This window comes from Curtobacterium sp. MCBD17_023 (assembly GCF_003224415.1).
Taxonomy (GTDB): Bacteria; Actinomycetota; Actinomycetes; order Actinomycetales; family Microbacteriaceae; genus Curtobacterium.
The window spans coordinates 13705-39564 of record NZ_QKLJ01000015.1 but is presented as its reverse complement, the minus strand read 5'-3'; the positions used below and the strand labels follow the sequence as shown (position 1 = coordinate 39564).

Genomic DNA, 25860 nt, shown 5'->3' with positions numbered 1-25860 from the left:
CTTCACACCGTTCCGGTGGAGTTGTGCTCGGGTGTTCCGAACCAGGCGGAGAGCGCCTCGGTGAGGGAGGCAGGGTCGGTGTCGGACCAGGCGATGAAGCCGTCGGGTCGAACCAGCATCGAGGTCTGTCCGTGCGTCGTGGCCAGTGGCACCTGGTCGACGCGGTCGTGCCACGGGGCGATGGTGTCGCGGTGTCCGCCCGTCGCGTCGAGCAGGACGGGGCGGGCGTCGCGGAGCAGTTCCGGGATCCTGCGGGTGGTCCCGTCGACGAGCTCGACCGTCGTCGACGGCGCGAACCGTCCGGTGGGGCCGTCGGGGTCCATCGAACCCATGTCGTAGCGGACGTCCGACCCGGCGAGGAGGTCTGCGATGCGCTGCACGGTGGTCGTGTCGGTGAGCATCTCGGCGAACAGGTCGCGGAGGGCGGTGACGTCCGAGCCGGGCGCCATGAGCGCGGTCTGTGCTTGGGTCTGCATGAAGACGCGTTGCCCGAGCGGGCGGCGCTCGGTCTCGTAGGTGTCGAGCAGACCTTCGGGGGCCCAGCCGTGGAGGACGGCGGCGAGTTTCCAGGCGAGGTTCGCCGCGTCCTGCAGTGCGAGGTTCAGGCCGGGTCCGCCGGCGGCGGAGTGCACGTGTGCGGCGTCACCGAGCAGGAACACCCGCCGGTCGCGGTAGCGGTCGGCGACGCGGGTGTTCCGACCGGTCAGACGGCGCAGCAACGTCGGCTCGCCGGCGGCCGGCGCCTGGAGGTCGACGCGGACGCCGAGGACGCGCTCCAGGCTGTCCTCCATATCGGCCAGCGTCATGGCTGCTCCGTCGCCGGGGAAGCTGTGCTCGGGGTGGTCCTCCCGTTCGGCGGTGTAGACCAGCGGGTGCTCCGGGTCGCGGAGGGCGATGGTGACGACGCCGGTCTCGGTGCGGTGGAAGCTCTCGGCGATCTCCCCCAGACCGGCGACGTGCACCTTCCCGGGGCCGGCGGGTGTCAGCTGCGGAGTCGGGGCGATGAGCGCTGTGCGGTCGACGATGTGCTCGTCGGTGTTGCCGGGGAAGCCGATACCGGAGCGTTTCCGGACAGTGCTCCGCGCCCCGTCACTCCCCACCAGGTACTGCGCCGAGAGGGTCCGCTCCGCACCGGTCGCGGCGTCGACCACGTCGACGGTGACGGTGTCGTCGTGTTGCGCGAAGGAACGCATCTCGACGCCGCGACGGATCTCGACACCGAGTTCTGCCGCACGGTCGTTCAGGACGCGCTCGAGGTCACGCTGGTTGATGTGGAGCAGGTACATCGGGTTGTGGTCGCCGAGCACGTGGAGGGGAAGGGGCAGTGCTCCGAAGAAGAAGCTCGGCGCAGGCGCCGGGACGGCCGTCCCAGCGCACTGCTCGAACAAGTCGCGGTGGTCCAGGAGTCGGACGACCTGTCCGGTCAAGCCGTGCGCCTTGTCCCACTGGTTGATCTCGGGGAGGCGTTCGAGGACGAGGGGGTTCGCACCCGCGAGCTTCAGCTCGCAGGCGGCGAAGACGCCCACAGGTCCGCCTCCGACGATGACGACGTCGTACATGATGATCTTCCTTCTGCCGGAATCCGTGGGAACAGTGGTCAGCGGAGGTGGTCGAAACCGTCGCCGAGGAGTCGGAACGCAGCTCGGAGGAACGGCTGCAGGGGTTGCGGCTCTGCACGCGCCGCCCAGGACTCCAGCGTCGTCAACAAGGTCGACAGCGCCGCGGCGGACACCAGACCAGGCAGGGGGTCATCCGGTGCTGCGTCAGAGCGTGCCGCGATGGCGGTCGTGAAGACGGCGTTCGCTGCGCGGGCACCTCGGTCGACGGCGGACTGCATGCCTGGCGTCGACAGCACTGCGAGCAGCCCGCTCTGCTCCTCCTGCGAGGGGACCGTCGTCTCTTCCGCCTCGTACGGAGCGAGCAGCGCCTCCGTGACAGCAGTCCACAGCGGCTCCTCGCGCGGCCGCTGCAGCAGCTCGACGGCCGCCGCGCGGACGCGTTGCACGTGGCGGTCTGCGATGGCGTCTTCCTTGCTCGAGAAGTAGTTCCCGAACGTCCGCCTCGACACCCCGACCTTGCCGACGATGTCCTCGACACGGATGTTGTCGAGCCCGTGCTCCCGGGCGAGCAGCACTGTCGTCACGCTCAACGCGTCACGGATCGCTGCCTTCTTCTGCTCACGGAACGAGACCTCGTCTACCATGCGGCCAACGTAGACCGAACTTGCCCATTGGGCAAATCTACCTGATGGGCAATCTACGCCTGGCCCTCGGACACGATCCGCCATCCGTGCCGGGTGTGCCGCTCGCAGAACCCCCAGGTGCCCTCCCCCATCGCCATCCCGACGAGCCCGGACTCCCGGAGGGAGTACTCGAAGCACCGATCGGCGTCGGCAGGGGCCGAGACGTCCCGGAGTCCTCCCCAGGAGTGCATGGTCGGGTCACCCTCGCCGGCCCACCGGGCCCACAGGCTCGCAGGGCACCAGCTCGTGTCGTCGGGGCTCGACAGCGCCCGCATCCCGTCCCAGTCGCGGCGGACGGCGGCGTCCAGGAAGGCCCGGCCCACCGTGCTCGCCGAGGCGCCGGCCGGTGGGAGCGGCGCGGACGGCCCCGATCTGCCAGGGACGCACACGACGACGCCCGCGGCGACCAGGACGGCGAGGACGGACCCGAGACCCACGACCGTGATGCGACGCACGGCTCATCATCGCGACGGCCACGCCGCGAGGGGAAGGCTACCGGCTGAGAACCGGTGCAGGTACCCGAGCGCGCTCGGGTCAGCGCACGCTGTCCCAACGGGACAGCACCAGGTTCGCCACCGCGGCCAACACGACCACGGCTGCCGAGATCGCCGGGAACGCCATCGCAGCGGGCGTACCCGCACGCTCCGCGACCTCACCGACCACGGCCGAGGCGATCGACTGTCCGACGATGACCGCCGAGCCGAGGATCGTCATGGTCGTCGCCGACCGGCCCACCGGCGAGCGGTCGGACCCGAGGCTGTACTGCGTGACGAGGGTCGGACCGATGCCGATGCCCATCACCGCGAGGACGATCCCGACCGCGAGCACGGAGTCCGCGGTCGCGAAGACGATCGCCGAGCCCAGGAGCACGGCGCCGAACACCAGCCACCGCCAGCCGAGCCGGAAGGCCCGCGGGAACGCCGCCGACCCGAGCGCGAGCCCGGCCGAGCCGATGCCCATCAGCCCGTAGAGCAGGCCGGCGCGCGACGACCCGCCGTGGTCGGCCATGAACGCGGTCAGCGAGGTCAGGGTCGACCCGAAGAAGAACCCGATGCCGAGGATGCCGACGACCACGACCACCAGACGGGGCCGGAGGAGCTCCCGGGCCGGCGCGGGACGGGGGTCGGACGCGTGCGCGATCGTGAGCCGACCGGTGGGGTGCAGCGCGAACGCCGTCACGAAGACGAAGGTCAGCACGGAGGCCCCGGCCACGGCGACCCACGGCGCGATCGCGCTCGCGAGGACACCGACCAGGAACGGCCCGACGATGAAGACGGTCTCGTCGGCCGCGGACTCGTAGGCCATCGTGCCGCTGAGGACCCGTTCGTGCCGCTTCGGGTCCATGCGGTTGCGGATGATCGCGACCAGCCGGGTACGCGACATCGGCGCGACCTGCGGTGCGCTCGCACCGATGAGGAAGGACATCGCGAGGACGGCGAGGTCCGGCGCGGCGCTCTGCACGACGAACGGGAGCGCCCCGAGCAGCACCGCGTTGGCGAGCCCGACGGGGACGAGCACCGCCCGCTGGCCGTACTTGTCCGCGGCGGCGCCGACGAGCGGACCGAACAGCGCCGAGCCGATGCCGACGGACGCGGAGTTGACGCCACCGAGGGCGACCGAGTCGCGAGCGGCGACCACGAGGGTCAGGACGCCGACGACCATCATCGCGAACGGGAGCCGCGCGATGAAGGCGATGGGGAAGTAGGACCGCCCGGCGAGGGTGATCAGGGACGCGCTGGTGGAACGCGGTTGGAGCATGGTGGGGGTGTGCCTTCTCGGCCCGCCCCTGTCGGGCGGACCCATCGGGTGCCGCCGCTGTCCGCCGGGGTGCCGGCGTCCGGTAGATACACGGTTGTTGCTGGATTGCCTGTCCAGGGTACCCGCCGGACGGGAGGCGCGTTCCGGGCTGGTGCCCAGCCTCCCGTCCGGCGATTCCCGCGGTCGATCCGTTCCGACCGGTCGTCGACACCCGGCGTCCTAGGTGTCGAAATGCAGGTGCGTCGGTGACATTTCGGAACGGCGCGGGACGGCCCGCGTCGGATCAGGAGACCTCGCCGGCGCGGGCGCCCGCCCACAGGTCGACGTCGGCGATGCCGACGGTGTGCTCGTCGATGGCGCGGAGCTCCTCGTCGGAGAACGTCGTGTTCGCGAGCGCCGCGACGTTGTCCTCGAGCTGCTCGACGCGCGACGCCCCGATGACGAGCGAGGTCACGCGCTCGTCGCGGAGGGCCCAGGCGAGCGCGAGTTGCGCCATGCTCTGCCCACGCGCCTCCGCGACGGCGTTCAGCGCGTTCAGGTGCTCGACGACCTCCGGGGTGATCGTCGACGGGTCGAGCGACTTCCCCGCTGCGGCCCGGCTGCCGTCGGGCACGCCGTTCAGGTACTTGCCGGTGAGGAGCCCCTGCGCGAGGGCGGTGAACCCGATCACGCCGAAGCCGAGTTCCCCGGCGGCGTCGAGCAGTCCCTCGGTCTCGATCCAGCGGTTGAGCATCGAGTACGAGGGCTGGTGGATGAGCAGCGGCGTGCCGAGGTCCCGGAGGATCGCGGCGGCCTGGCGGGTGCGGTCAGCGTCGTACGAGGAGATGCCGACGTAGAGCGCCTTGCCCTGCTGGACGGCGGTGTGCAGGGCGCCCATCGTCTCCTCGAGCGGCGTGGACGCGTCGAGCCGGTGCGAGTAGAAGACGTCGACGTAGTCGAGGCCGGTCCGGCGCAGCGACTGGTCGAGCGAGGCGAGCACGTACTTGCGGGAACCGCCACCCTGGCCGTACGGACCGGGCCACATGTCCCAGCCGGCCTTCGTCGAGATCACCATCTCGTCGCGGTAGGGGGCGAAGTCCTCGCGCATGAGCCGGCCGAAGTTGACCTCCGCGGCACCGTAGGGCGGGCCGTAGTTGTTCGCGAGGTCGTGGTGCGTGATGCCGAGGTCGAACGCCCGGCGGCTGACGGCGCGCTGCGTCTCGAAGGGCACGTCGTCGCCGAAGTTGTGCCAGTAGCCGAGGCTCAGCAGCGGCAGGTCGAGGCCGGAGTGGCCGGTGCGGCGGTACGTCATCGAGTCGTAGCGGTCGTCGGCAGCGATGTAGGTCATGGACCCGAGCCTGCCACGGCGCTACCGTGATGCCCACCGACGAAGGGACCCGCCATGGCAGCACGCGACGAGACCTCGGACAGCACCTTCACCGAGGAGGAGCGCGCCGCGATGCGCGAGCACGCGGCCGAGGTGAAGGCCAGTCGCAAGCGCGGGACCTCGAAGGCCGAGAAGGCCGCCCTCGACGCGCAGGCCGTCGTCGACAAGATCGCCGCGATGCCCGAGCCGGACCGCGGCCTGGCGGAGCGGATCCACCGGATCGCGCTCGAGGTCGCTCCCGACCTCGCGCCGAAGCTCTGGTACGGGATGCCGGCGTACGCGAAGGACGGCTCGGTGGTGTTCTTCTTCCAGGACGCTGCGAAGTTCGGGGCGCGGTACTCCACCCTCGGGTTCCAGGACGCGGCGGCGCTCGACGACGGGTCGTTCTGGCCGACGTCGTTCGCGGTGACGCCGGAGTTCTCGCTCGACGACGAGCGGACCGTCGCCGAGCTCATCAGGCGCGCGGTCGGCTGAGCCCGTACTCGGCCCGGCGGAGCACCGGGATCCGCGGCATCGCCCAGTCCGCCCAGACGAGCCGTGCCGCCGGTGCCACGGCGAGCGCCCACAGCACCGAGGCGACCGTGTCCGTCGGGAAGTGCACCGCGTCGATCGTGAGCGCGAGCACCACCACGATGACGACGACCGAGCCGAGCACCACCGCGAGTCGGTGCCACCGCGTGTCCCGGAGCACCCACGCCAGGGCGATCTCGAACGCGACGACGAAGACGGTGTGCCCGCTCGGGTACGAGGGGTCCGGCTGCGTCGCGAAGGGGTGCGGGAGCGCGGACGTGTCGGGACGGGGCCGCTGCACGAACTCCTTCACGAGGTCGGACGGCACCCAGGTGATCACCACCGTCCCCGCGAACGCCGCCGCCGGCCGGACGTCTCGCCGGACGAGCCAGACGACGCCGGTGACCACGATCGTGATGCCGATCGCCGGCACCGGGCTGATGACGTGGTAGACCGCGGTCGTGAACGCCCCGAGCGCGCCGACGTGCAGCGCGTTGAGCGCCCGCGCGAGCCCGAGGTCGACGTCCCCGAGCACGAAGCCGACGATCGTGATGAGGACCACCGCGCCGACCGCGATCGCGATGGTGCTGAGCGGGTGGGGCGTCGGGACGAGGATGCCGCGCTGCGCGGGCTTCCGGCGGGCAGGCGTCACGAGCGGCGCATCGGTCATCCGGCCATGCTCCCAGTCGACCGACCGGGCCGAGCCGGGAGACCGGCGGGCGGAGATCAGAGAGCGCTCAGCCCTGCGGGGAACCGGTAAGGTCTCTGAGCTCGTATAAGGGGTTTGCTTATACGCACTGAGATAGGCTTACCGAGTGAGTGGCAGTGCACATGTCATCAATCCCTTCAAGCCGGGCGCGGGTCGCGTCCCGCCGGTGCTGGCCGGCCGCGATGCGCTGCTCGCCGGCATCGAGCGGACCCTCGCAGAGACGCTCGAGACGGCCGAAGGCGCCCGGCCAGTGGTGGTCTCCGGACTTCGAGGAGTCGGCAAGACAGTCCTGCTGAACGAGGTCGCCCGTCGGGCGATCGAGACCGGGCGTTGGTCGGTCGTCAAACTCGAAGCGTCTCGGCAACGCAGTCTCCAGCAAGGTGTCGTCCGACAGCTCCACTCGACGCTCCGCGGCACGGTGTCTCTCGGAACCGCCGTGGCGGAGAAGTTCCGACGTGCTCTGGGTGCGTTCCGCTCCTTCCAAATCAGCGTCGATCCGAGTGGCACCTACAACTTCGGGTTCGACGTCGCCCCGACTGCTGGTGTCGCTGACAGCGGTGACCTCGAGCGTGACCTCGAGGATCTCCTGCGAGAGGTCGGCCTCGCGTTCCGGGAGATCGGACAGGGACTCCTCATCGCGATCGACGAACTCCAGGAAGCGCCCAAGGACGACCTCAACGCCGTGAACCTGGCACTGCACGCTCTCGGCCAGGAGTCGTGGCCGGTGCCCGTGTTCTTCATCGGCACCGGACTACCGTCGCTGCCGTCGGTACTCGCCGACGCAACGAGCTACGCGGAACGCCTGTACGACTACCGGCGGCTCGACCTCCTCACCGACGCAGAGACTCGGTTCGCCTTGACCGACCCATCGGAGCGAGCAGGCGTCGAGTGGGCAGACGACGCGCTCGACCTCGCGGTCGAGTCCATCCAGGGATACCCCTACTTCGCGCAGGCGTGCGGCAAGCACGTGTGGGACGCACGGTCGGTCGAGGACCGCATCGATGCAGAATCGGCGGCGGCCGGAGTGCTCCGAGCACGGGACGAAGTCGATCAGGGGCTCTACCAGTCGCGTTGGGACCGGGCCACGCCCAAGCAGCGCGAACTCATGCAGGCCATGGCAGTCGATGACGGACGGCCGTCAGCGATCCAGGACCTCGTGACGCGGACCGGGAAGACACGAACGAGCGACCTCTCGGTCTCACGGAACGAGCTCATCAAGAACGGGCACGTCTACGCTCCGGACCGGGGATACCTCGCCTTCACCGTGCCCGGCATGGCCGACTTCATCCACCGCACCGTCCGGGCGTGAAACCGCGCTGAGGCGTCAGCCCCCGAGCACGACCCGCCGCACCTGCGCCGCTGCCCCGAGCGCCACCGCGTCCGCCCCGAGAACCGACTGCTCCACGCGGATCGCCGCCCCGCTGACCGGGGGCTCGGCCACGAGCGCCGCCGTGACGGCCGGTTCGAGCAGGTCCCACGACCGGGCGACCCCGCCGCCGATGACGACGGTCGTCACGTCGAGGATGCCGGCGGTGAGCAGCACGGCCCGGGCGATGCCCCACCCCGCGGTCGCGAACACGTCCTGCGCGTCCCGGTCGCCCGTGCGGGCCGCCGTGGCGACCTCGTGCGTCCCGATCCGGCGACCGGTGCGCTCGGCGTACCGGTCGGTGATGCCCCGGGCACCGGCGACGGTCTCGAGGTGCCCGCGCGCCCCGCAGGTGCAGACGGTGTCACCGAAGCCGGGGACGTGGCCGATCTCCCCCGCGGCACCGTGCGGTCCGCCGAACAGCGTCCCGCCCAGGACGAGCGCACCGCCCACCCCGGTGCCGAGCGTCATGCCGAGGACGTCGGGCTCCCCGGCGACCGCCCCCGCGGCGACCTCGCCGAGCAGGAACGCGTTCACGTCGTTGTCGAGGGTCGCCGGGACCCCGAGCCGTGCGGCGACGGCGTCGGTGACGCCGTAACCGGCCCACCCCGTGAACGAGTTCGCGGTGACGAGCACGGTGCCCGTGGTCGGGTCGACGACACCGGCGGCGCCCACCCCGACCCCCGCCAAGGAGGCCCGGTGCCGGTCGAGCAGGGACCGCACCGCCGCCTCGGCCGCGTCGAGGATCGCGTCCCCACCGTCGTGCGCGGGGGTCGGCAGGTCGATGCGGTCGAGGACCTCGAGGTCGGGGGTGGCGAGGAGCACCTTCGTGTTCGTCCCGCCGACGTCGACGCCGGCGAGGACCGCGCCCGTCACGGTGCCACCGCGGCGAGGGAGGCCAGGCGCTCGGCCCGGCGCTGCCGTTGCACCACCGGGTCGGGGACGGGCACCGCGGCGAGCAACCGTCGCGTGTAGTCGGTGGTCGGGTGCAGGAGCGTCGACGTGGTGGGCCCCTGTTCCTCCACGGCGCCGGCCCGCATCACGACGACGCGCTCGGCGAACTGCTGCACGACGGCGAGGTCGTGCGAGACGAACAGGCACGCGAAGCCGAGGTCGCCCTGCAGCTCGGTGAGGACCTCGAGCACGGCCTCCTGCACGCTGACGTCGAGCGCGCTGGTCGGTTCGTCGGCGACGAGCAGGCGCGGGTCGAGCACGAGCGCCCGGGCGAGGCTGACCCGCTGACGTTGCCCACCGGAGAGCTCCCGCGGGGCCCGTGTCGCGAGGGAGCGCGGCAGCCGGACGGCGTCGAGCACCTCGTCCACCCGGCGGCGGCGGTCGGCCGAGGACGTCCCGCGGCGGTGGACGGCGAGTGGTTCGGCGATGCAGTCGGCGACGGACATGCGCGGGTCGAGGGAGGCGACCGGGTCCTGCAGGACGACCCCGATGCCGGACCGGAGCGCGCGGCGGTCGCGGCCCCGGGTACGGCGGAGGTCGGACCCGAACAGCCGGACGCTGCCGGCGGTGGGCCGGACGAGGCCGAGAGCGACGCGGGCCGCGGTGGACTTGCCAGAGCCGGACTCGCCGACCAGACCGACGGTCTCCCCCGCGTGGACCTCGACGTCGATGCCGCGGAGGGCGTGCACGGCGCGGGCGCCGCGGCCGAAGGTGACCGACACGTCGCGCAGGTCGACCACCGGGGTGCGGTCGGGCCTCCCGTCCGTTGGCGGGGCAGCGTCGGGCACGCGAGACGCCTCGGTGACCTCGGCACGCCGCGGTTCTCGGCGGCGTGCGGACGACCCGGCGGCGTCCTGCGCCGACGCCGCCGTCTCGAGCCGCGGCACCGCGGCGAGCAGCCGCTCGGTGTACTCGTGCTGCGGGCGGAGGAGCACGTCCTCGACGCCGCCGGTCTCGACGATCCGCCCGCGCAGCATCACCGCGACCCGGTCGGCGAAGTCGGCGACGACGCCCATGTTGTGGGTGACGAGGAGCACGCCGGTGCCGGTGTCGGCGGCGAGCGCCCGGAGGAGTTCCAGGATCTCGGCCTGCACCGTGACGTCGAGCGCGGTGGTCGGCTCGTCGGCGATGAGGAGCGCCGGCTCGTTCGCGATCGCCATCGCGATGACGACGCGCTGCCGCTGCCCGCCGGAGAGCTGGAACGGGAAGGCCTTCGCGCGTTCCTCCGGCGACGGGATGCCGACGCGGCGGAGCAGGTCGACGGCCTGGCGGGCGGCGTCCCCCGCGGAGACCTGCCGGTGGTTCCGGATGACCTCGGCGATCTGCGCGCCCACCCGGGTGAGCGGGTCGAGTGCGGTCGCGGGCTCCTGGAACACCATCGAGACGGTCTTCCCCCGCAGCCCGCGGAGGGCCGTCTCGGCGGCGCCGACGACCTGGTGCCCGTCGACGACGGCGCTGCCGGTGACGGTCGCGTTGCCGGAGAGCAGCCCCATCGCGGCGAGCGCCACGGTGGACTTGCCGGAGCCGGACTCACCGACGAGCGCGAGGGTCTCGCCGGGTGCCACGGTCAGGGACACGCCCTGCACGGCGTGCACGTCACCGGACTCGGTGCGGAAGTGCACGCCGAGGTCCTCGACGGCCAGGATCGGTTCGGTGGCGGTCATCCGCGGCCCTTCACGTCGAATGCGTCCCGGAGTCCGTCGCCGACCGCGTTCAGGGCGCAGACGACGAGGATCACGGCGAGTCCCGGCGGCACGATGAGCCACCAGCGACCGGAGTAGGCGGCGGTGAGGCCCGCCGAGAGCATGCCGCCCCAGTCCGTGGCCGGCGGCTGCACGCCGAGCCCCAGGTAGGAGACGTAGGCGACCAGGAGGATCGCGTCCGCCACCTGGAAGGTCGCGGCCACGACGATCGTCGAGACCGAGTTCGGCAGCAGGTGCCGGCCGATCGCGCGGGCGTGCGAGCCGCCGATCGCGCGGAGGGTGAGCACGAAGTCGCGGTTCTTCAGCGTCAGCGTCTCGGCACGGATGAGCCGGGAGGGCACGAGCCAGGACACGAACCCGAGGATCACGACGAGCCCCCACACGCCGGGAGTCGTGATCGCCGAGATGACGAGGAGGATGAACAGGGCCGGGATCGCGATGCCGGCGTCGACCACGCGCATCATCGTCGCGTCGACCCAGCCGCCGACGTACCCGGCGACCGAGCCCCAGAGCGTGCCGACGACCGTCGCCAGGAGACCCGCGGCGATGCCGACGAGCAGCGACACCTTGCCCCCGTACATCAGCCGGCCGAGCACGTCGTGCCCGACGGCGTCGGTGCCCAGCAGGTGGCCGCCGCCCGGGCGCTGGTTCGCCTGTTCGAGCATCGTGTGGGTCTGGTCGGTCGGGTACAGGAACGGCCCGACGAAGCAGAACAGCACGATGAGGACGAGCACGACCAGGCCGATCACGGCGAGGGTGTTGTGGCGGAACCGGCGCGCGGCGAGCCGGAAGCCGGTGGCGGCGGCCGTGACGGGGGCGCCGGGGGTCTCGGGGGCGAGCTGGACGGTGGTCATGCGCGGCCTGCCTTCACACGGGGGTCGATGAGGGACTGGGCGACGTCCGCGAGCAGCGTGCCGATGACGGTCGCGACGGAGATCACGAGGACGCAGCCGAGCAGGGTCGGGTAGTCCGAGGTCTGGGCGGCGTTCCAGAACAGCAGCCCCATGCCGGGGTAGTTGAACAGCTGTTCGGTGACGAGCGCGCCGCCGAACAGCACCGGCAGGTAGTAGCCGAGCATCGCGACCACGGGGGTCAGCGAGTTCCGGAACACGTGCCGCCGCAGGATCGTCGCCGTCGACGAGCCTCCGGCGCGCGCGGTGCGGACGTAGTCCTCCTGCAGGTTCTCCAGCGTCGCGGCTCGCATGTACCGGCTGAAGACGGCGATCATCGCGAGGGCGCCGGTGAGCACGGGCAGGACGAGTCCGGCCGGCTGCTGGAACACCTCGGCGAGGGTCGTGCCGCTCGGCGCCTGGGACGGCAGCCACGGCAGCTGCTGGCTGAACACGACGATGAGCACGAGCCCGAGGAAGAACGCGGGCGTCGAGTAGAACACGAAGGCGAGTGCGGTGGCGGCGTAGTCGATCGCACCGTTGCGTCGGGCTGCCTGCCACATGCCGACCGGGATGGCGACGACGAGCCCGAGCACCGCCGACAGGCCGGTCAGTACGAGGGTCTTCGGGATGCGCTCCTGGATGAGCTGCGCCACCGGTTCGTTGAGCGTGTACGAGGTGCCGAGGTCGCCGGTGAGCAGCCGCCCGAGGAAGCGGAGGTACTGCACGGGGAGCGCCTGGTCGAGTCCCTGCGCCTGGTTGAACGCGGCGATCTGCGCGGGGGTGGCCGCGACGCCGAGCACGCCGCGGGCGGGTCCGCCGGGCAGCGCGTGCAGCAGGCAGAACACGACGATCGTGACGATGAGCACCACCGCGAGCGCCTGGAGGACGCGGCGGGTGAGGTAGAGGGCAGTGGTCATGCTGCTTCCGTCGTCGGGGTGGATGGTGAGGACCCGGGAGGCTCGGTGCGCGACGGGCGCGCACCGAGCCTCCCGGAGTGGCCGCGTCAGCGGCTCACTTGCTCCACTTCCACTGGGCGGGGTGGAAGTTCGCGAGCGAGTCCTGGTCGAACCCGGTCAGGCCGCTCTTCTTGACGGAGATCTGGTAGTCCGGGCTCGGCAGCCAGATCACCGGCAGGTCCTTCGCGACCGCGGCGCTGTAGTCCTGCACGGCGCTCGTGTCGGTCGAGGTGGTGGTCGCGTCGATGAGCGCGTCGACCTCCTCGTTCGAGTAGCTGCCGAAGTTCGCCGAACCACCGGTCGAGAAGAGCGACTCACCGGTCGGGTACGCCGGGAAGTACCAGCTGCCCGCGGTGCCGAAGAACGACAGGTCCCAGTCGCAGCTGTCCTCGTCCGACGTGCAGGTCGGGGTCTGCGAGAGGACGCTCGACACCGGCGCGGTCTTGATCGTGAAGCCGATGCCGGTCTTCGCGAGCGACGACTGGACGGCGCTCATCATGTTGTCGGTGACGGTGGAGCCGGACTGCGACAGCACCTGCATCGTGAACTCCGTGCCCTCGGCCACGCCCTCGCCGCACTGGTCCGCGCCGCTGCCGGCGTCGGTGCACACCATGGTGCCGCCCTTCGCGGTCCACCCGTGGCTGGTGAGCAAGGCCTTGGCCTTCTTCGTGCTGAACGGGTACGGGTTGTCCTCCTGCACGTCGGAGACGTAGTCCGACTCCTGTGCCTGCGGGATCGGACCGTACGTCGAGGTGGCGGTGCCGTTGAAGACGACCTTCGACAGCGCTTCCTGGTCGATCGACATCTGCACGGCCTGGCGGGCGTACAGCTGCTTGAAGACGGCGCCCATGTCCGGGTTGTTGAAGTTGTACGGCATGTACGTGATCGCCCAACCGGTCCACGGGTCGACCTCGTAGCCCTTCGCCGTGAAGGAGTCCTCCTGGTCGAGGTCGGTGGCGTTGATGTAGCCGTAGTCGACCGCTCCGGAGCGCAGCGCGTTCGTCTCGGCGTCGGCGGTGGTGAACGGCAGCAGGTTGACCGTCGTGATGGACGCCTTCTCGCCACCGTCGTACTTGCCGTTCGCGGTGAGCTGGACCTTCCCCGCGGTCGTGAAGGACGACAAGCCGTACGGGCCGGAGATCGTCTTCCACAGTGGGTCGGAGTCGTAGTCGGCGATCTTGCCGGCGGCGGTGTTGAGGTACTTCCACACCTGCTTGGCGCCGGCCGGGGTGCGGTCGGCGTCGGTCACCTCGGCCGAGGCGCTCGTCTTGTCCCAGGCGTGCTGCGGCAGCGGGATGATGTAGCTCAGCTGGTTTGCGAGCATCCAGTCCTGGTTGTACGCCTGGTCGAACGCGATGGTGAAGTGCGTGTCGTCGACCGTCGTGAACGAGCTCCAGTTGTCCGGGGCCTTGCCCTCGGAGTAGGAGCCCCAGTCCTGCGCGTTCGCCTTGATGAGGTTGAACCAGAACTCGACGTCGCGGCTCGTGATCGCCTCGCCGTCGGACCAGTGCCGGTCCCCCAGCGTGATCGTGACGCTCTTGCCGTCGTCGGCGAAGTCGGCATCGGTCGCGACGGACCCGGCCTTGTTCCACGCGATCTTGCCCGTGGACCCGTCGTAGGCGATCAAGCGCTCGTACAGCGACTGCGCGATCGAGCCGTTGTTCGTGTTGAGGTGCGCCGCGGTGCCGATCGGCAGGATCCAGTTCGGCGTGAAGTTCGCCGGCAACGCGTAGTTGATCTCGTCGGACTTCGTGCCGGTGGTGGCGGAACCGCCTCCGGAACACCCGGCGAGCAGTGCGCTCACCGCGAGCGCGGCTCCGGTGAAGAGGGCCCAGCGACGGGGCTTGGTCATGTGGACTCCTTGAGCGAGGGTCGGCGTGGTCCGCACAGTCAATGGCCGAAGTCGTTGGAAAAACAAACGTTCCCGTGTAAATAGTGTGTTTCTGCGGATCGACGGAAAGCGTCGATCGACCCGTCCGCCCCGTAGGCTCGGGCGGGTCGGGCGGTCAGCGCGTCCGTCGCCGCGGATTGGAGAAAGTCGTGCCGGACCTCAGCTCCCGCGTCCTCGAACTCATCGCCAGCGGGCAGGCGTCGAGTCGCACCGAGATCGCGCAACTCCTCGGCGCCGCTCCGTCGACCGTGTCCCACGTGGTCGGTCAGCTCCTCGGGCACGGCATCCTCGCCGAGGAGGGCACCGACGTCTCCACGGGCGGCCGCCCGCGCAAGGTCCTCCGGATCGGCGGGACGGACGAGTACGCGGTCGCCGCGGACGTCGGTGGCGGGCACGTCCGGATCGGCATCGTCCTGCCGGGAGGCGCGCTCGAGTCCGTCTCGACCGTCCCGTTCGCCCTCGCCGACGGTCCGTCCGCCGGCCTGGCAGCGCTCGCGGCGCTCCTCGACGACCTGGTGGCGGCGCGCGGACGCGACGGCCTGCGCGGGGTCGGGTTGAGCCTCCCGGGTCCCGTCGACGTCGAGGCGGGGGTCGTCGACCTGCCGAGCCGGATGCCGGGGTGGAACGGGTTCCCCGTCGCCGCGTGGCTCACCGAGCACTTCGGGGTACCCGCCGCGATCGACAACGACGCGAACTGCATGGCCGCGGGCGAGCAGACCGTGCAGCCGGCCACCCGTCGCCAGGCGATCACGGTGAAGGCCGGCTCGGCGATCGGTGCCGGGATCATCATCGACGGGCACCTGTACCGCGGCTCGACCGGTGCCGCCGGGGACATCACCCACGTGCGGATCGACGCCGCCGGTGACACCCCGTGCTCGTGCGGCAACACCGGGTGCCTCGAGACGGTCGCATCCGGGGCCGCGCTCGTGCGGATCCTCCGCGAGGCCGGGGCCGACGTCACGACCACCCAGGACGTCGTCCGCCTGGCGTCCGAGGCACACCCGGAGACGACCCGTGCCGTCCGTCTCGCGGGCCGGTACCTCGGCGAGGTCCTCGCCGCGAACGTGAACTTCTTCAACCCGGACGCCGTCTCCCTCGGCGGCATCCTCTCCACCCTCGACCCCTTCGTCGCCGCCGTGCGGAGCCAGCTGTACGAGAGCTGCCACCCGCTCGTCACACAGCACCTCGTCATCGAGCGCGCCTCGCTCGGGGCCGACGCCGGGCTCGTCGGCGCCGGCCAGTTCGCCCTGCAGCGCGGCCTGGCGGCGTCGCTCGAGGAGCTGTCCACCCCCGTCCCGCTGCGCACCACCAGGAACAGGAGCACCCGTGTCTGACACCGGAACCACCCCCGGCGCCCGTCGTCCGGTCATCGCCATCGCCGGCCTGGCCATCGAGACGTCGACGTTCACGCCCACCCGCACACCGGCGGCCGCCTTCCACCCGGACCGCGGCGACGAGGTGGTCGCGCGCTACGACTTCCTCGCGCCACTGTCCGAGCGGGCCGACTTCCGTGGTGCACTGATCGGGCACGCGCTGCCCGGTGGCGTGGTCCTCCGCGAGTCCTTCGAGGAGCTCAGCACCGAGATCACCGACCGACTCTCCACGATCGCCGCCGAGACCGCGATCGACGGCCTGTGGTTCGACATCCACGGCGCGATGGTGGTCGAGGGGCTCGACGACGCCGAGGCGACACTGCTCGAGCGCATCCGCGCCGTCGTCGGGCCGGACGTCGTCGTCTCCGCGTCGATGGACCTGCACGGCAACGTCTCGCGGGAGCTCGCCCACCAGTGCGACCTCATCACCTGCTACCGGATGGCCCCGCACGAGGACGCCCTCGAGACGAAGGAGCGCGCTGTCCGCAACCTGGTCGACGTGCTCACCACCCGCCCGGCCGGAGCTCGACGCCCGGTGAAGGCGTGGATCCCGGTCCCGGTCCTGCTGCCGGGCGAGAAGACCTCCACCCGGATCGAGCCCGCGGCGTCCGTCTACGCGCAGGTGGCCGACGTCGAGGCGACCGACGGCGTGCTCGACGCAGCGATCTGGGTCGGGTACGCCTGGGCGGACCAGCCGCGGAACCGTGCCGTCACCGTCGTCACCGGGTGGGACGAGGCCGCCGTCACCGCCGGTGCCGAGCGTCTGGCGCGGGCGTTCTGGGACGCCCGCGAGGACTTCGCCTTCGTCGCCCCGACCGGGACGTTCGACGAGTGCCTGGCCGCCGCCCTCGCCCCCGGTGTCGCACGTCCGTACTTCGTGTCCGACTCCGGCGACAACCCGACCGCCGGCGGCTCGGGCGACATGACGTGGGGGCTGACGCAGCTGCTCGCCCGCGAGGAGTTCCGGAGCGCCGACGGCCCGGTCGTCCTCTACGCCAGCGTCCCCGGCCCCGCCGCGGTCGCCGCCTGCGTCGAGGCCGGCGTCGGGGCGACCGTCACCGTGACCGCCGGCGCCGAGGTCGACGACCTGCACGCCGGGCCGCTCACGATGACCGGACGGGTGCACGCGGTCAAGCACGGCGACCGGGACGCCCGGACCGAGGTCGTGCTGCAGGTCGGCAGCGTCTTCGCCGTCCTCACCGAGCTGCGGAAGCCGTACCACCACGAGCACGACTTCACCGACCTGGACCTCGACCCGCGGAGCGCCGACCTGGTCGTCGTGAAGATCGGCTACCTCGAACCCGAGCTGTACGACATGGCCGCGGACTGGATGCTCGCGCTCACGCCCGGTGGGGTCGACCAGGACCTGGAACGCCTGGGCCACCACCGGATCGAACGGCCGGTGTTCCCCTTCGACCGGACGTTCCCGGAGCCGCCGGACCTGCACGCCCGGATCATCCCCGCGTCGGACCGACCGCTCGTGCACGCGTGAGCACCGACGACCGCCGGGCCCCGGCGCCGACCAGGCCGCCGACACTCGAGATCGCCGTCACCTCACCGACCGGCGCCACGATCGCGCGCGCTGCCGGAGCCGACCGGGTCGAGCTGTGCAGCGCGCTCGAGCTCGGCGGCTTGACGCCCTCGCAGGGGCTCGTCGAGGCCGCCGTCGCCGTCGGACCGCCGGTGCACGTCCTGGTGCGCTGCCGCCCGGGCGGGTTCGTGCACGACCCCGACGAGGTCGACCTCATGGCGCGGGAGCTCGTCGCCGTCCTCCGCTCCGGTGCCGCCGGGGTCGTCGTCGGCGCGCTCCGTCGGGACCGGACGCTCGACACGGACGCGCTCGCCCGGTTCATCGACGTCGCCCGGTCGGAAGTGCCCGGTGCGGAGGTCACCCTGCACCGGGCGATCGACCACGCGGCCGACCCCGTGGCCGCGGCTGCGTGCCTCGGCGACCTCGGCTTCGCGCGTGTCCTCACCTCGGGCGGCGCCGCGACCGCACTCGTCGGCGCGGACACCATCACGCGGATGGTCGCCGTGGCGGGGGACGTGCAGGTGATGGCGGGTGCCGGGGTCACACCCGCTGACGTCCCGGTCCTGCTCGGCACGGGGGCGGCGGCGGTGCACCTGTCCGCCAAGCGCCTCGCCGACACCGCGCACGGCGGCGTCCCGATGGGCGCCGGGGACACCGGGACCGGGCACTTCGAGACCGACGCCGAGGTCGTCCGGGCAGCGCGGGCGGCGGTGGACGCGTACCGGTCCTGACCGGGCTGGCGACGGGCGGCGTGCCCTGACCGGGACCGGTCGACACGAACCGCGCCCGGCCTCCGGTGCAGCCAGGAGCCGGTTCAGGAGCCGGCGCCGGTGCCGGTGCCGGTACCGACCACCCCGTCGGTGTCCGCGCTGCCGCCGCGGTCGGCACGCAGGGACGCACTCGGCAGCTCGCCGAAGCGGTCGCGGTACGCGCCGGAGAACCGGCCCAGGTGCGCGAACCCCCACCGCCGTGCGACCTCGGCGACCGACGCCGTGAGCGGCTCCGAGCGCACGAGTTCGTCGTGCACGGCGTCGAGCCGGACGTTCCGCAGGTGCGAGAGCGGGGAGACGCCCACCGACCGGTTGAAGGACTGCTGGAGTCCGCGTGCGCTCATCCCCGCGGCGGCGGCGATGTCCGCCAGCGTGACCACGGTGTGCGCGTGCTCCTGGATGTACGTCAGGGCGTCCCGCAGGCGTTCGCTGCTCGTGGTCGCCGGTACGTCGACCGGGAAGGTGCCGATGACGACCCGGGCGACCCGGGCGTTCAACTCCGCCCGCTGCCTGCCGGCCACGTCCGGGTCGGTGATCGTCCGCCCGAGGGACTGCAGCACGGTCCGGAGCTCCGCCAGGTCGGCGTCCGCGGTGGTCCGGCGGAACCGCAGCGGCCCGACGACCTGCGTGCCCTCCGCGGTGAGCGCCGCCCGGAGCAGCCGGTCGGACAGGTGCATCATCGAGACGCGGCTCGTCGCGGCCTCGAACCGGTAGCGGACGGTGGCGGCGAGGAGGAACGGTCGGCCGGGCCGGACCACGTCACGGGTGCCGTCCTCGTCCGTGATCGTCGCGGTGCCGTCGCCGATCCAGAACAGGATGTGCGTCGGTCGCGGCTCCATCGTGCCGGAGCGCCGGCCCTCGACCGCGGAGCCGCTCAGCGTGAGGTCGGCGTCACCCGCACCGGTGTACCGGAAGGCGGACCGCTCGTCACCGATCCCGGCACCGGTGCCGTAGGCGTCGTCGAGGACCGCGGGGCGGGTCGCACTGGTGCCCTCGAGGCGCACGGCACGGAACCCGTCAGGGCTCCCCGGTACCGGGTGGAGATGGGTCACTATCTGATCTTCCCATGCCCGTGCACCGATCGCGAGCGGCCCCGAGCCGGACCAGGCCCGTCGCCACGGGGCGGTACGCCCGGGCCCGGGGTACGCGGATCGGCGGCGGGCTCAGTCGGCGACCGGTAGAACGGATCATGACCTCTTCCACACGGAACCCGCTCGGCGTCACCCTCGTCGAGGGCGGCGCCAACGTCGCCGTCTTCTCCAGCACCGCCGAACGCGTCGAGTTCTGCCGCTTCGACGACGACGGCACCGAGCACCGGACCGAGCTGACGAACCGCACCGGCTACACCTTCCACGACGTCGTGCCGGACGTGACCGTCGGGACGAAGTACGGCTTCCGCGTGCACGGCCCCTGGGACCCGGCGAACGGCCTGCGCCACAACCCGGCCAAGCTCCTCCTCGATCCGTACGCCACGGCGATCGACGGCGACTACGCCTGGGGCCAGGAGCTGTTCGGCCACGACATGAACGAGCCGGACCAGATCGACGAGTCCGACTCCGCCGCCGCCATGCCCCGCTCCGTCGTGGCCGACCGCTCGTTCGACTGGGAGGGCGACACCCGCCTCGACACCCCGTTCGCGGACACGATCGTCTACGAGGTGCACGTCAAGGGCTTCACGAAGCAGCACCCCGACGTGCCCGAGGAGATCCGCGGCACGTACGCGGGCCTCGCGCACCCGGCCGCGATCAAGCACCTGACCGACCTCGGTGTCACCGCCGTCGAACTGCTGCCGATCCACCAGTTCGTGCAGGACTCCACCCTGCAGGACAAGGGCCTCCGGAACTACTGGGGCTACAACAGCATCGGCTTCTTCGCCCCGCACAACGAGTACGCCGCCTCCGGCACCGCCGGCCAGCAGGTCGCGGAGTTCAAGGAGATGGTGAAGGCCCTGCACGCCGCGGGCCTCGAGGTCATCCTCGACGTCGTCTACAACCACACCGCCGAGGGCAACCACATGGGCCCGACGCTGTCCTTCAAGGGCATCGACAACCAGTCGTACTACCGCCTGGTCGAGGGCGACGAGGCGAACTACTTCGACACCACCGGCACGGGCAACAGCCTCAACGTGTCGCACCCGTCCGCGCTGCAGCTCATCACCGACTCGCTCCGGTACTGGGTCGAGGAGATGCACGTCGACGGCTTCCGGTTCGACCTCGCGACGACGCTCACCCGCCAGGACGGCGCGGCCGAGAAGCACTCCGCGTTCCTCGACATCATCCACCAGGACCCGGTCCTGCGCGAGGTGAAGATGATCGCCGAGCCGTGGGACACGGCGGGCTACCAGGTCGGCGGGTTCCCGGCCGACTGGTCCGAGTGGAACGGGAAGTACCGCGACGACCTGCGCGGCTACTGGCGCGGCGACGAGGGCACGCTCGGCGACGCCGTGCAGCGCGTCCTCGGCAGCCCAGACGTGTACGAGGGGTCGCGCCGCTCGCCGCTCTGCTCGGTGGACTTCGTCACCGCACACGACGGCTTCACGTTGGCCGACCTGACCATGTACGCCGAGAAGCACAACGAGGCGAACGGCGAGGACAACAACGACGGCGAGAGCAACAACACCTCCTTCAACGGCGGCATCGAGGGCCCCACCGACGACGAGAGCGTGAACGACTACCGCAACCGCCAGCGCCGGAACTTCCTCGGCACCCTGCTGCTCTCGGCCGGCGTGCCGATGATCCTGGGCGGTGACGAGATCGCCCGCTCGCAGGGCGGCAACAACAACGCGTACTGCCAGGACGACGAGATCTCGTGGTTCGACTGGTCGGCCGCGGACCAGGACCTGCTCGCCTTCACCACCGCCGCGATCGCGTTCCGCAAGGAGCACGTCGCCCTGCGCCCGCAGTGGTACCGCACGGCTCCCGGCATCTCCCCCTCGACCGTGCAGGTGCTCCGCGCCGACGCGAACGACTTCGAGGAGGGTGACTGGACCGACGGCGGCAACCGTGCCGTGATCCTCGTCCTCAGCGAGGGCGACGACTCGGTCGCGGTGCTGCTGAACGCCTCGGAGACGACCGTCGAGTTCACGCTGCCGGAACGTCCGGGTGGCGGCACCTGGACCCTCGGGCTGTCGAGCGACCCCGACCAGGCCGTGGACGGCGACGCGACGACCCTGCTCGTCCGCGACGCCTCGTTCACCGCACTGCACTAGAGCCCCGTCAGACGACCGAGAGGACAGTGGCCCCCATGAGCCAGTACGAGAAGAAGGACCCGACCACCCTCTACCCGGTGCCGCCGTTCCCGAAGCAGGAGCAGTCGCTGCCGGGGGCCGCGTCGAAGATGGACCCGAAGCCGGACCACGGCGAGGAGAGCTACGTCGGCAAGGGCCGGCTCGAGGGCTTCCGCGGCATCGTGACCGGGGCGGACTCCGGCATCGGCCGCGCCGCCGCGATCGCGCTGTCCCGCGAGGGCGCCGACCTCGTCCTGTCCTACCTGCCGGACGAGCAGGAGGACGCCGAGGAGGTCCGTGACCTGCTCGAGGGCGAGGGCCGCAAGGCCGTGCTGTTCCCGGGTGACATCTCCGACGAGCAGTACTGCATCGACCTCGTGCAGAAGGGCGTCGACGAGCTCGGCGGCCTCGACACGCTCGTGATGGTCGCGGGCCGGATGGACAGCAACGACGACATCCTCACCCTCGAGACGTCGATGTTCGACTCGACCTTCAAGACGAACATCTACTCGCTGTTCTGGCTGACGAAGGCCGCCGTGCCGCACCTCGAGCCCGGCTCGACGATCGTCACGACGGGCTCGATCCAGGCATCGACCCCGTCGCCGGACAAGATCGACTACGCGGTGTCGAAGGGCGCGATCAAGCTCTTCACCGAGGCCGTCGCCCAGCAGCTCGCACCGAAGGGCATCCGGGTCAACTCGGTCGCGCCCGGTCCGGTGTGGACCCCGCTGCAGCCGGGCTCCGACGACGCCGAGACCGTCTCGACCTTCGGGCAGCAGTCGCCCTTCGGCCGACCGGGTCAGCCGGCCGAGCTCGGTGCGGCGTACGTCCACCTCGTCAGTCCAGAATCGAGCTACCAGTCCGGGTCGACGATCACGATCGCCGGCGGCACCCCCGCCTTCTGACGGTCGTCGCACCCGGCCAGCACTGCGAAGGAGCACACGATGAGCAACGACAGCACGGCGCACGACCCCGAGGGCACGCCGAAGGCGGACGGCCTGGGCGACGACGGTACGGTCCCCAACGAGCCCGAGGGCCTCGCGGCCGGGTTCGTGGGCGACGCATCGCACTTCAACCCCGAAGAGGACGACGCCGCCGAGGGTGACTCCGAGGCCTGAGCGACGCGGCGCACGCGCCGACCAGACGACGGACGGGAGGCCCGGTACCAGCTGGTACCGGGCCTCCCGTCCGTTCCGTGGTCCGTCGCGTCGGCGACGTCCACCGCTCAGTGGTGCGCGTGCACCTTCGCGTGCCCGAGCCCGCGGCGCATCAGCGCCCGGTTCACCGGCGTCGTGACCACGAAGGCGATCGCGAGCGACAGCGCCAGGGCGCCCCAGAACAGCCACTGGTCGAGCCCCGCGTCGAGCGCCCCCGGGATCGCGACGACCACGGTGTTGTCGACGACCTCCATGACGGCGATGGACACCGTGTCCGCGGCGAGCGCCACCCGGAGCGCCGCGCCGAGCGACAGCCCGGACCGGAGCACACCGCGCATGGTGAGCGCGTACCCGAAGACGAAGGCCAGCACGATCGACAGCACCACCGTGCCGGCGTTGTGCAGACCGGTCGCGCTGCCGATCACCATGCCGAGGACCTCGCCGATCGCACACCCGGTCAGGCAGTGCAGCGTCGCCTGGGCGGCCGTGGACCACGTGGTCGTGCCGTGCGCGTGCCCGCTCACCGTGCGCTCCCGTCGACGGACCGGAAGCGGCGGAGGCGCAGGCTGTTCGTCAGCACGAAGACCGATGACAGTGCCATGGCGGCTCCCGCGATGACGGGGTTCATCAGGCCGGCCATCGCGAGCGGGATCGCGGCGACGTTGTAGGCGAAGGCCCAGAACAGGTTCGTGCGGATCGTCCGGAGGGTCCGGCGGGCGAGCCGGACGGCGTCGACCGCTGCCCGGAGGTCGGCGCGCACGAGGGTGATGTCCGCGGCCTCGACCGCGGCGTCGGTCCCGGTGCCCATGGCGATGCCGAGGTCGGCAGCGGCGAGCGCCGCCGCGTCGTTCACCCCGTCGCCGACCATGGCGACCGTCCGGCCCGCGGCCTGCAGCTCGGTGACGATGCGGTACTTGTCCTCCGGTCGGACGCCGGCGGTGACGCGGGTGATGCCGACCTGTGCGGCGACGCTCCGGGCGACCCCGTCGGCGTCACCGGTGAGGAGCATGGTCTCGAGACCGAGGGCGTGCAGGTGCCCGACGGCTTCGGCGGCACCGGGCGCGACCGTGTCGGCGACGACGACGAGGCCGCGGACCCGACCGTCCCAGGCGACGGCGACCGACGTCCGACCGGACCGCTCGGCATCGGCGGCCGCGGTGGCGAGCGCGCCGGGCATCGGGACGGACCACGCGTCACGCAGCCAGGTCGGCCGCCCGACGAGCACGAGGACGCCGTCGACGACGGCCTGCACGCCCAGACCCGCGGTGGACGTGAACGCCTCCGGCCTGCCCACGTCGGGGACCGCGGCGACCAGGGCCCGGGCGATGGGGTGCTCGGACCCGGACTCGGCGGCGGCCCCGGCGCGGAGGACCGCGTCGGGGTCCTCGCCGTCGGCCGGCAACACCTCGGTGACCCGCATGGTGCCGGTGGTGACGGTCCCGGTCTTGTCGAGCAGCACGGTGTCGATCCGCCGCGTGGCCTCGAGGACCTGCGGGCCGCGGATGAGGACGCCGAGCTGCGAGCCGCGACCGGTGCCGACGAGGAGCGCGGTCGGCGTCGCGAGGCCGAGCGCGCAGGGGCAGGCGATGACGAGTGTGGCGACCGCGGCGGTCAGGGCAGCCTCGACGTCGCCGGTGAGCAGCAGCCAACCGACGAGGGTGAGCGCGGCGAGCCCGAGCACGACGGGGACGAACACGCCGGAGACGCGGTCGGCGAGCCGTTGGACGTCGGCCTTGCCGGTCTGCGCCTCGGTCACGAGCTTGCCGATCCGCGCGAGCTCGGTGTCCGCACCGACGCGGACGGTCTGCACGGTGAGCATGCCGCCGACGTTCACGGTCGCGCCGGTGACGGGGGCACCGGGTCCGACCTCGACGGGGACGCTCTCCCCGGTCATGACGCTCGTGTCGACGGCGCTCGTGCCCGCGACGACGGTGCCGTCGGTGGCGATGCGCTCCCCTGGGCGGACGACGAACCGGTCGCCGACACGGAGCGACCCGACCGGCACCTCGACCTCCCGGCCGTCGCGGAGCACCCGTGCGGTGCTCGCGCCGAGTGCCAGGAGCGCACGGAGCGCCGCGCTGGACCGGGTCTTCGCGCGGCCCTCGGCGTACCGGCCGGCGAGCAGGAACACCGTCACGGCGGCGGCGACCTCGAGGTACGGCTCCGGGGCGGCACCCCGGGGCGCCGTGAACGCGAAGGCCATGTGCATGTCGGGTCCACCGGCGCCGCCGAACACCAGCGCCCAGACGGACCAGAGCCCGGCGGCGACGACGCCGAGGCTGACGAGCGTGTCCATCGTCGCCGAACCGTGCCGGGCGTTCAGCGCAGCCGCACGGTGGAACGGCCAGGCACCCCAGGTCGCGACCGGGGCGGCGAGCACGAGTGCGACCCACTGCCACCAGGGGAACTGCAGCGCGGGCACCATCGACAGCGCGACGACGGGGACCGCGAGCGCGATGGAGACGACCAGGCGACGCCGGAGCGGAGCGAGCGCGTCGCCGTCCGGCTGCTCGGGCTCCGGCAGCCGCGCGCCGTACCCGGCCTGCTCGACCGTCGTGATGGCGTCGTCGACCGCGGTGCCGTCCGGCAGCGAGACCGTGGCCGTCTCGGTGGCGTAGTTCACGGTGGCCGAGACACCCGGCATCCTGTTGAGCTTCCGCTCGATGCGGTTCGCACACGAGGCACAGGTCATGCCCTCGATCGCGAGCTCGACCGGGGTGCCCGTGGTCGTGCCCGCCATCAGCGCGCGACCAGGGTGTAGCCCGCCTCGTCGATCGCGGCGTCGACGGCGTCGTGGTCGAGGGGTCCGGTGCTCGTCACGGTGGCGGTGGACCGGCCGCCGGCCACCAGGTCGACCCGGACGTCGGTGACCCCGGGGAGCTCGCGGAACGCCTCGTCGACGCTCATCACGCAGTGGTCGCAGGTCATGCCGTCGATGCCGTAGGTGACGGTCTGCTGGTCGGTCATGGCGGTCCTCCTCGTCGTGCACCCCGGATCGGGCGGATACCCTAGGGGGGTACCACTACCGTAACGCCGACGACGAGGATCTGTTCCCGATGCCCGAACCCACCGCATCCGACACGACCGAGCACCAGCACCACGGCTACATCTCCGCGAAGGACGACTACCTCACGCGGCTGCGGCGGATCGAGGGCCAGGCGCGCGGACTCCAGCGGATGGTCGAGGGCGAGGAGTACTGCATCGACATCCTCACGCAGGTGTCCGCGATGACGAAGGCACTGCAGGCGGTGTCGATGGGCCTGCTCGAGGACCACCTGCGCCACTGCGTCACGGACGCGGTCGCCCAGGGCGGACCGGCTGCGGAGGAGAAGATCCAGGAGGCGACCCTGGCCATCAAGCGCCTCCTCCGGTCATGACGACCACTTTCCGTGTACTGCTGGGTTCTCCCACCAAACCGACTGCTGGTCCACTCCGAATGTCCTGCGAGGCGCATG

The 25860-nt window shown here is 71.7% G+C and carries 24 protein-coding genes; 9 read left to right on the top strand and 15 right to left on the bottom strand.

Going from position 1 to position 25860, the window contains the following annotated elements; all coding sequences use genetic code 11:
• Window positions 1–2 precede the first annotated feature (2 nt).
• The 5 genes from DEI84_RS13370 to mgrA all read right to left on the bottom strand — a co-directional run bounded on the left by DEI84_RS13370 (window position 3) and on the right by mgrA (window position 5327).
• Window positions 3–1559 (bottom strand): FAD-dependent monooxygenase, encoded by a 1557-nt coding sequence (locus DEI84_RS13370; RefSeq protein WP_110891207.1) that lies wholly within the window; start codon window positions 1557–1559, stop codon window positions 3–5.
• A gap of 38 nt (window positions 1560–1597) precedes the next feature.
• Window positions 1598–2203 (bottom strand): TetR family transcriptional regulator, encoded by a 606-nt coding sequence (locus DEI84_RS13365; RefSeq protein ID WP_181420464.1) that lies wholly within the window; start codon window positions 2201–2203, stop codon window positions 1598–1600.
• 53 nt (window positions 2204–2256) lie between these two features.
• Complete coding sequence (locus tag DEI84_RS13360) at window positions 2257–2697, bottom strand: hypothetical protein (protein ID WP_110891205.1); 441 nt, start codon at window positions 2695–2697, stop codon at window positions 2257–2259.
• 79 nt (window positions 2698–2776) lie between these two features.
• Entirely contained in the window at window positions 2777–4000 is a 1224-nt protein-coding gene (locus DEI84_RS13355; protein ID WP_110891204.1) for an MFS transporter, read from the bottom strand.
• A gap of 283 nt (window positions 4001–4283) precedes the next feature.
• Complete coding sequence (gene mgrA, locus DEI84_RS13350) at window positions 4284–5327, bottom strand: L-glyceraldehyde 3-phosphate reductase (RefSeq protein ID WP_110891203.1); 1044 nt, start codon at window positions 5325–5327, stop codon at window positions 4284–4286.
• A gap of 54 nt (window positions 5328–5381) precedes the next feature.
• Between mgrA and DEI84_RS13345 the strand changes: the two genes are divergently transcribed.
• Window positions 5382–5840, top strand: a complete 459-nt coding sequence (locus DEI84_RS13345; protein ID WP_110891202.1) for an iron chaperone — start codon at window positions 5382–5384, stop codon at window positions 5838–5840.
• On the opposite strand, the gene DEI84_RS13340 is transcribed toward DEI84_RS13345, so the two are convergent.
• Window positions 5821–6546, bottom strand: a complete 726-nt coding sequence (locus DEI84_RS13340) for a phosphatase PAP2 family protein (RefSeq protein ID WP_110891201.1) — start codon at window positions 6544–6546, stop codon at window positions 5821–5823. The two genes, DEI84_RS13345 and DEI84_RS13340, sit on opposite strands and share 20 nt — an antisense overlap.
• A 205-nt stretch (window positions 6547–6751) precedes the next feature.
• Here DEI84_RS13340 and DEI84_RS13335 point away from each other — a divergent pair, with 205 nt between their 5' ends.
• Window positions 6752–7894, top strand: a complete 1143-nt coding sequence (locus tag DEI84_RS13335; RefSeq protein WP_181420463.1) for an ATP-binding protein — start codon at window positions 6752–6754, stop codon at window positions 7892–7894.
• A 15-nt stretch (window positions 7895–7909) separates the two neighbouring features.
• Here DEI84_RS13335 and DEI84_RS13330 read toward each other — a convergent pair whose 3' ends face one another.
• The 5 genes from DEI84_RS13330 to DEI84_RS13310 all read right to left on the bottom strand — a co-directional run bounded on the left by DEI84_RS13330 (window position 7910) and on the right by DEI84_RS13310 (window position 14309).
• A complete protein-coding gene (locus tag DEI84_RS13330) occupies window positions 7910–8827 on the bottom strand; it encodes an ROK family protein (RefSeq protein ID WP_110891199.1) in 918 nt (305 codons plus the stop codon).
• The gene (locus DEI84_RS13325) at window positions 8824–10569 is read right to left on the bottom strand and encodes an ABC transporter ATP-binding protein (RefSeq protein ID WP_110891198.1); all 1746 of its coding nucleotides are present in this window, start codon (window positions 10567–10569) and stop codon (window positions 8824–8826) included. The genes DEI84_RS13330 and DEI84_RS13325 overlap by 4 nt, the downstream gene beginning before the upstream one ends.
• Complete coding sequence (locus DEI84_RS13320; RefSeq protein ID WP_110825621.1) at window positions 10566–11462, bottom strand: ABC transporter permease; 897 nt, start codon at window positions 11460–11462, stop codon at window positions 10566–10568. Before DEI84_RS13320 ends, DEI84_RS13325 begins: the two co-directional genes overlap by 4 nt.
• Complete coding sequence (locus tag DEI84_RS13315; RefSeq protein ID WP_110891197.1) at window positions 11459–12418, bottom strand: ABC transporter permease; 960 nt, start codon at window positions 12416–12418, stop codon at window positions 11459–11461. The genes DEI84_RS13320 and DEI84_RS13315 overlap by 4 nt, the downstream gene beginning before the upstream one ends.
• Before the next feature lie 94 nt (window positions 12419–12512).
• On the bottom strand, window positions 12513–14309 hold the full coding sequence (locus tag DEI84_RS13310; protein WP_110891196.1) for a peptide ABC transporter substrate-binding protein: 1797 nt from the start codon (window positions 14307–14309) through the stop codon (window positions 12513–12515).
• Between the two features lie 188 nt (window positions 14310–14497).
• Between DEI84_RS13310 and DEI84_RS13305 the strand changes: the two genes are divergently transcribed.
• From DEI84_RS13305 to DEI84_RS13295, 3 genes are read left to right on the top strand one after another with little or no spacing between them, the layout of a single operon-like run.
• Complete coding sequence (locus tag DEI84_RS13305) at window positions 14498–15682, top strand: ROK family transcriptional regulator (RefSeq protein WP_110891195.1); 1185 nt, start codon at window positions 14498–14500, stop codon at window positions 15680–15682.
• Window positions 15675–17213, top strand: a complete 1539-nt coding sequence (locus DEI84_RS13300; RefSeq protein ID WP_110891194.1) for a M81 family metallopeptidase — start codon at window positions 15675–15677, stop codon at window positions 17211–17213. Before DEI84_RS13305 ends, DEI84_RS13300 begins: the two co-directional genes overlap by 8 nt.
• Window positions 17210–17983, top strand: a complete 774-nt coding sequence (locus tag DEI84_RS13295) for a copper homeostasis protein CutC (RefSeq protein WP_110891193.1) — start codon at window positions 17210–17212, stop codon at window positions 17981–17983. The genes DEI84_RS13300 and DEI84_RS13295 overlap by 4 nt, the downstream gene beginning before the upstream one ends.
• A gap of 83 nt (window positions 17984–18066) precedes the next feature.
• Here DEI84_RS13295 and DEI84_RS15510 read toward each other — a convergent pair whose 3' ends face one another.
• Complete coding sequence (locus tag DEI84_RS15510; RefSeq protein WP_220032899.1) at window positions 18067–19074, bottom strand: AraC family transcriptional regulator; 1008 nt, start codon at window positions 19072–19074, stop codon at window positions 18067–18069.
• 137 nt (window positions 19075–19211) lie between these two features.
• Here DEI84_RS15510 and glgX point away from each other — a divergent pair, with 137 nt between their 5' ends.
• From glgX to DEI84_RS15765, 3 genes are read left to right on the top strand one after another with little or no spacing between them, the layout of a single operon-like run.
• Window positions 19212–21230, top strand: a complete 2019-nt coding sequence (gene glgX / locus DEI84_RS13285; RefSeq protein ID WP_110891192.1) for a glycogen debranching protein GlgX — start codon at window positions 19212–19214, stop codon at window positions 21228–21230.
• Between the two features lie 35 nt (window positions 21231–21265).
• Window positions 21266–22153 (top strand): SDR family oxidoreductase, encoded by an 888-nt coding sequence (locus tag DEI84_RS13280; RefSeq protein WP_110891191.1) that lies wholly within the window; start codon window positions 21266–21268, stop codon window positions 22151–22153.
• 39 nt (window positions 22154–22192) lie between these two features.
• Complete coding sequence (locus tag DEI84_RS15765) at window positions 22193–22366, top strand: hypothetical protein (RefSeq protein ID WP_181419503.1); 174 nt, start codon at window positions 22193–22195, stop codon at window positions 22364–22366.
• A 107-nt stretch (window positions 22367–22473) separates the two neighbouring features.
• Here the strand turns inward: DEI84_RS15765 and DEI84_RS13275 are convergent, their stop codons facing one another.
• The 3 genes from DEI84_RS13275 to DEI84_RS13265 are packed head-to-tail and all read right to left on the bottom strand — an operon-like array spanning window position 22474 to window position 25372.
• Complete coding sequence (locus tag DEI84_RS13275) at window positions 22474–22929, bottom strand: DUF4396 domain-containing protein (RefSeq protein ID WP_110891190.1); 456 nt, start codon at window positions 22927–22929, stop codon at window positions 22474–22476.
• Entirely contained in the window at window positions 22926–25145 is a 2220-nt protein-coding gene (locus DEI84_RS13270; RefSeq protein WP_110891189.1) for a cation-translocating P-type ATPase, read from the bottom strand. Before DEI84_RS13270 ends, DEI84_RS13275 begins: the two co-directional genes overlap by 4 nt.
• The gene (locus DEI84_RS13265; RefSeq protein ID WP_110891188.1) at window positions 25145–25372 is read right to left on the bottom strand and encodes a heavy-metal-associated domain-containing protein; all 228 of its coding nucleotides are present in this window, start codon (window positions 25370–25372) and stop codon (window positions 25145–25147) included. The genes DEI84_RS13270 and DEI84_RS13265 overlap by 1 nt, the downstream gene beginning before the upstream one ends.
• A gap of 89 nt (window positions 25373–25461) precedes the next feature.
• On the opposite strand from DEI84_RS13265, the gene DEI84_RS13260 reads away from it, so the two are divergent.
• The gene (locus tag DEI84_RS13260; protein ID WP_110825631.1) at window positions 25462–25782 is read left to right on the top strand and encodes a metal-sensitive transcriptional regulator; all 321 of its coding nucleotides are present in this window, start codon (window positions 25462–25464) and stop codon (window positions 25780–25782) included.
• Window positions 25783–25860: the final 78 nt, after the last annotated feature.

Coding starts and splice junctions, on each gene's coding strand:
- DEI84_RS13320 (WP_110825621.1), bottom strand. CDS start 11,462: ATGACCACCGTCCAGCTCGCCCCCGAGACCCCCGGCGCCCCCGTCACG.
- DEI84_RS13280 (WP_110891191.1), top strand. CDS start 21,266: ATGAGCCAGTACGAGAAGAAGGACCCGACCACCCTCTACCCGGTGCCG.
- DEI84_RS13310 (WP_110891196.1), bottom strand. CDS start 14,309: ATGACCAAGCCCCGTCGCTGGGCCCTCTTCACCGGAGCCGCGCTCGCG.
- DEI84_RS13315 (WP_110891197.1), bottom strand. CDS start 12,418: ATGACCACTGCCCTCTACCTCACCCGCCGCGTCCTCCAGGCGCTCGCG.
- DEI84_RS13260 (WP_110825631.1), top strand. CDS start 25,462: ATGCCCGAACCCACCGCATCCGACACGACCGAGCACCAGCACCACGGC.
- mgrA (WP_110891203.1), bottom strand. CDS start 5,327: ATGACCTACATCGCTGCCGACGACCGCTACGACTCGATGACGTACCGC.
- DEI84_RS13265 (WP_110891188.1), bottom strand. CDS start 25,372: ATGACCGACCAGCAGACCGTCACCTACGGCATCGACGGCATGACCTGC.
- DEI84_RS15765 (WP_181419503.1), top strand. CDS start 22,193: ATGAGCAACGACAGCACGGCGCACGACCCCGAGGGCACGCCGAAGGCG.
- DEI84_RS13340 (WP_110891201.1), bottom strand. CDS start 6,546: ATGACCGATGCGCCGCTCGTGACGCCTGCCCGCCGGAAGCCCGCGCAG.
- DEI84_RS13325 (WP_110891198.1), bottom strand. CDS start 10,569: ATGACCGCCACCGAACCGATCCTGGCCGTCGAGGACCTCGGCGTGCAC.
- DEI84_RS13355 (WP_110891204.1), bottom strand. CDS start 4,000: ATGCTCCAACCGCGTTCCACCAGCGCGTCCCTGATCACCCTCGCCGGG.
- glgX (WP_110891192.1), top strand. CDS start 19,212: ATGACCTCTTCCACACGGAACCCGCTCGGCGTCACCCTCGTCGAGGGC.
- DEI84_RS13365 (WP_181420464.1), bottom strand. CDS start 2,203: ATGGTAGACGAGGTCTCGTTCCGTGAGCAGAAGAAGGCAGCGATCCGT.
- DEI84_RS13270 (WP_110891189.1), bottom strand. CDS start 25,145: ATGGCGGGCACGACCACGGGCACCCCGGTCGAGCTCGCGATCGAGGGC.
- DEI84_RS13370 (WP_110891207.1), bottom strand. CDS start 1,559: ATGTACGACGTCGTCATCGTCGGAGGCGGACCTGTGGGCGTCTTCGCC.
- DEI84_RS13345 (WP_110891202.1), top strand. CDS start 5,382: ATGGCAGCACGCGACGAGACCTCGGACAGCACCTTCACCGAGGAGGAG.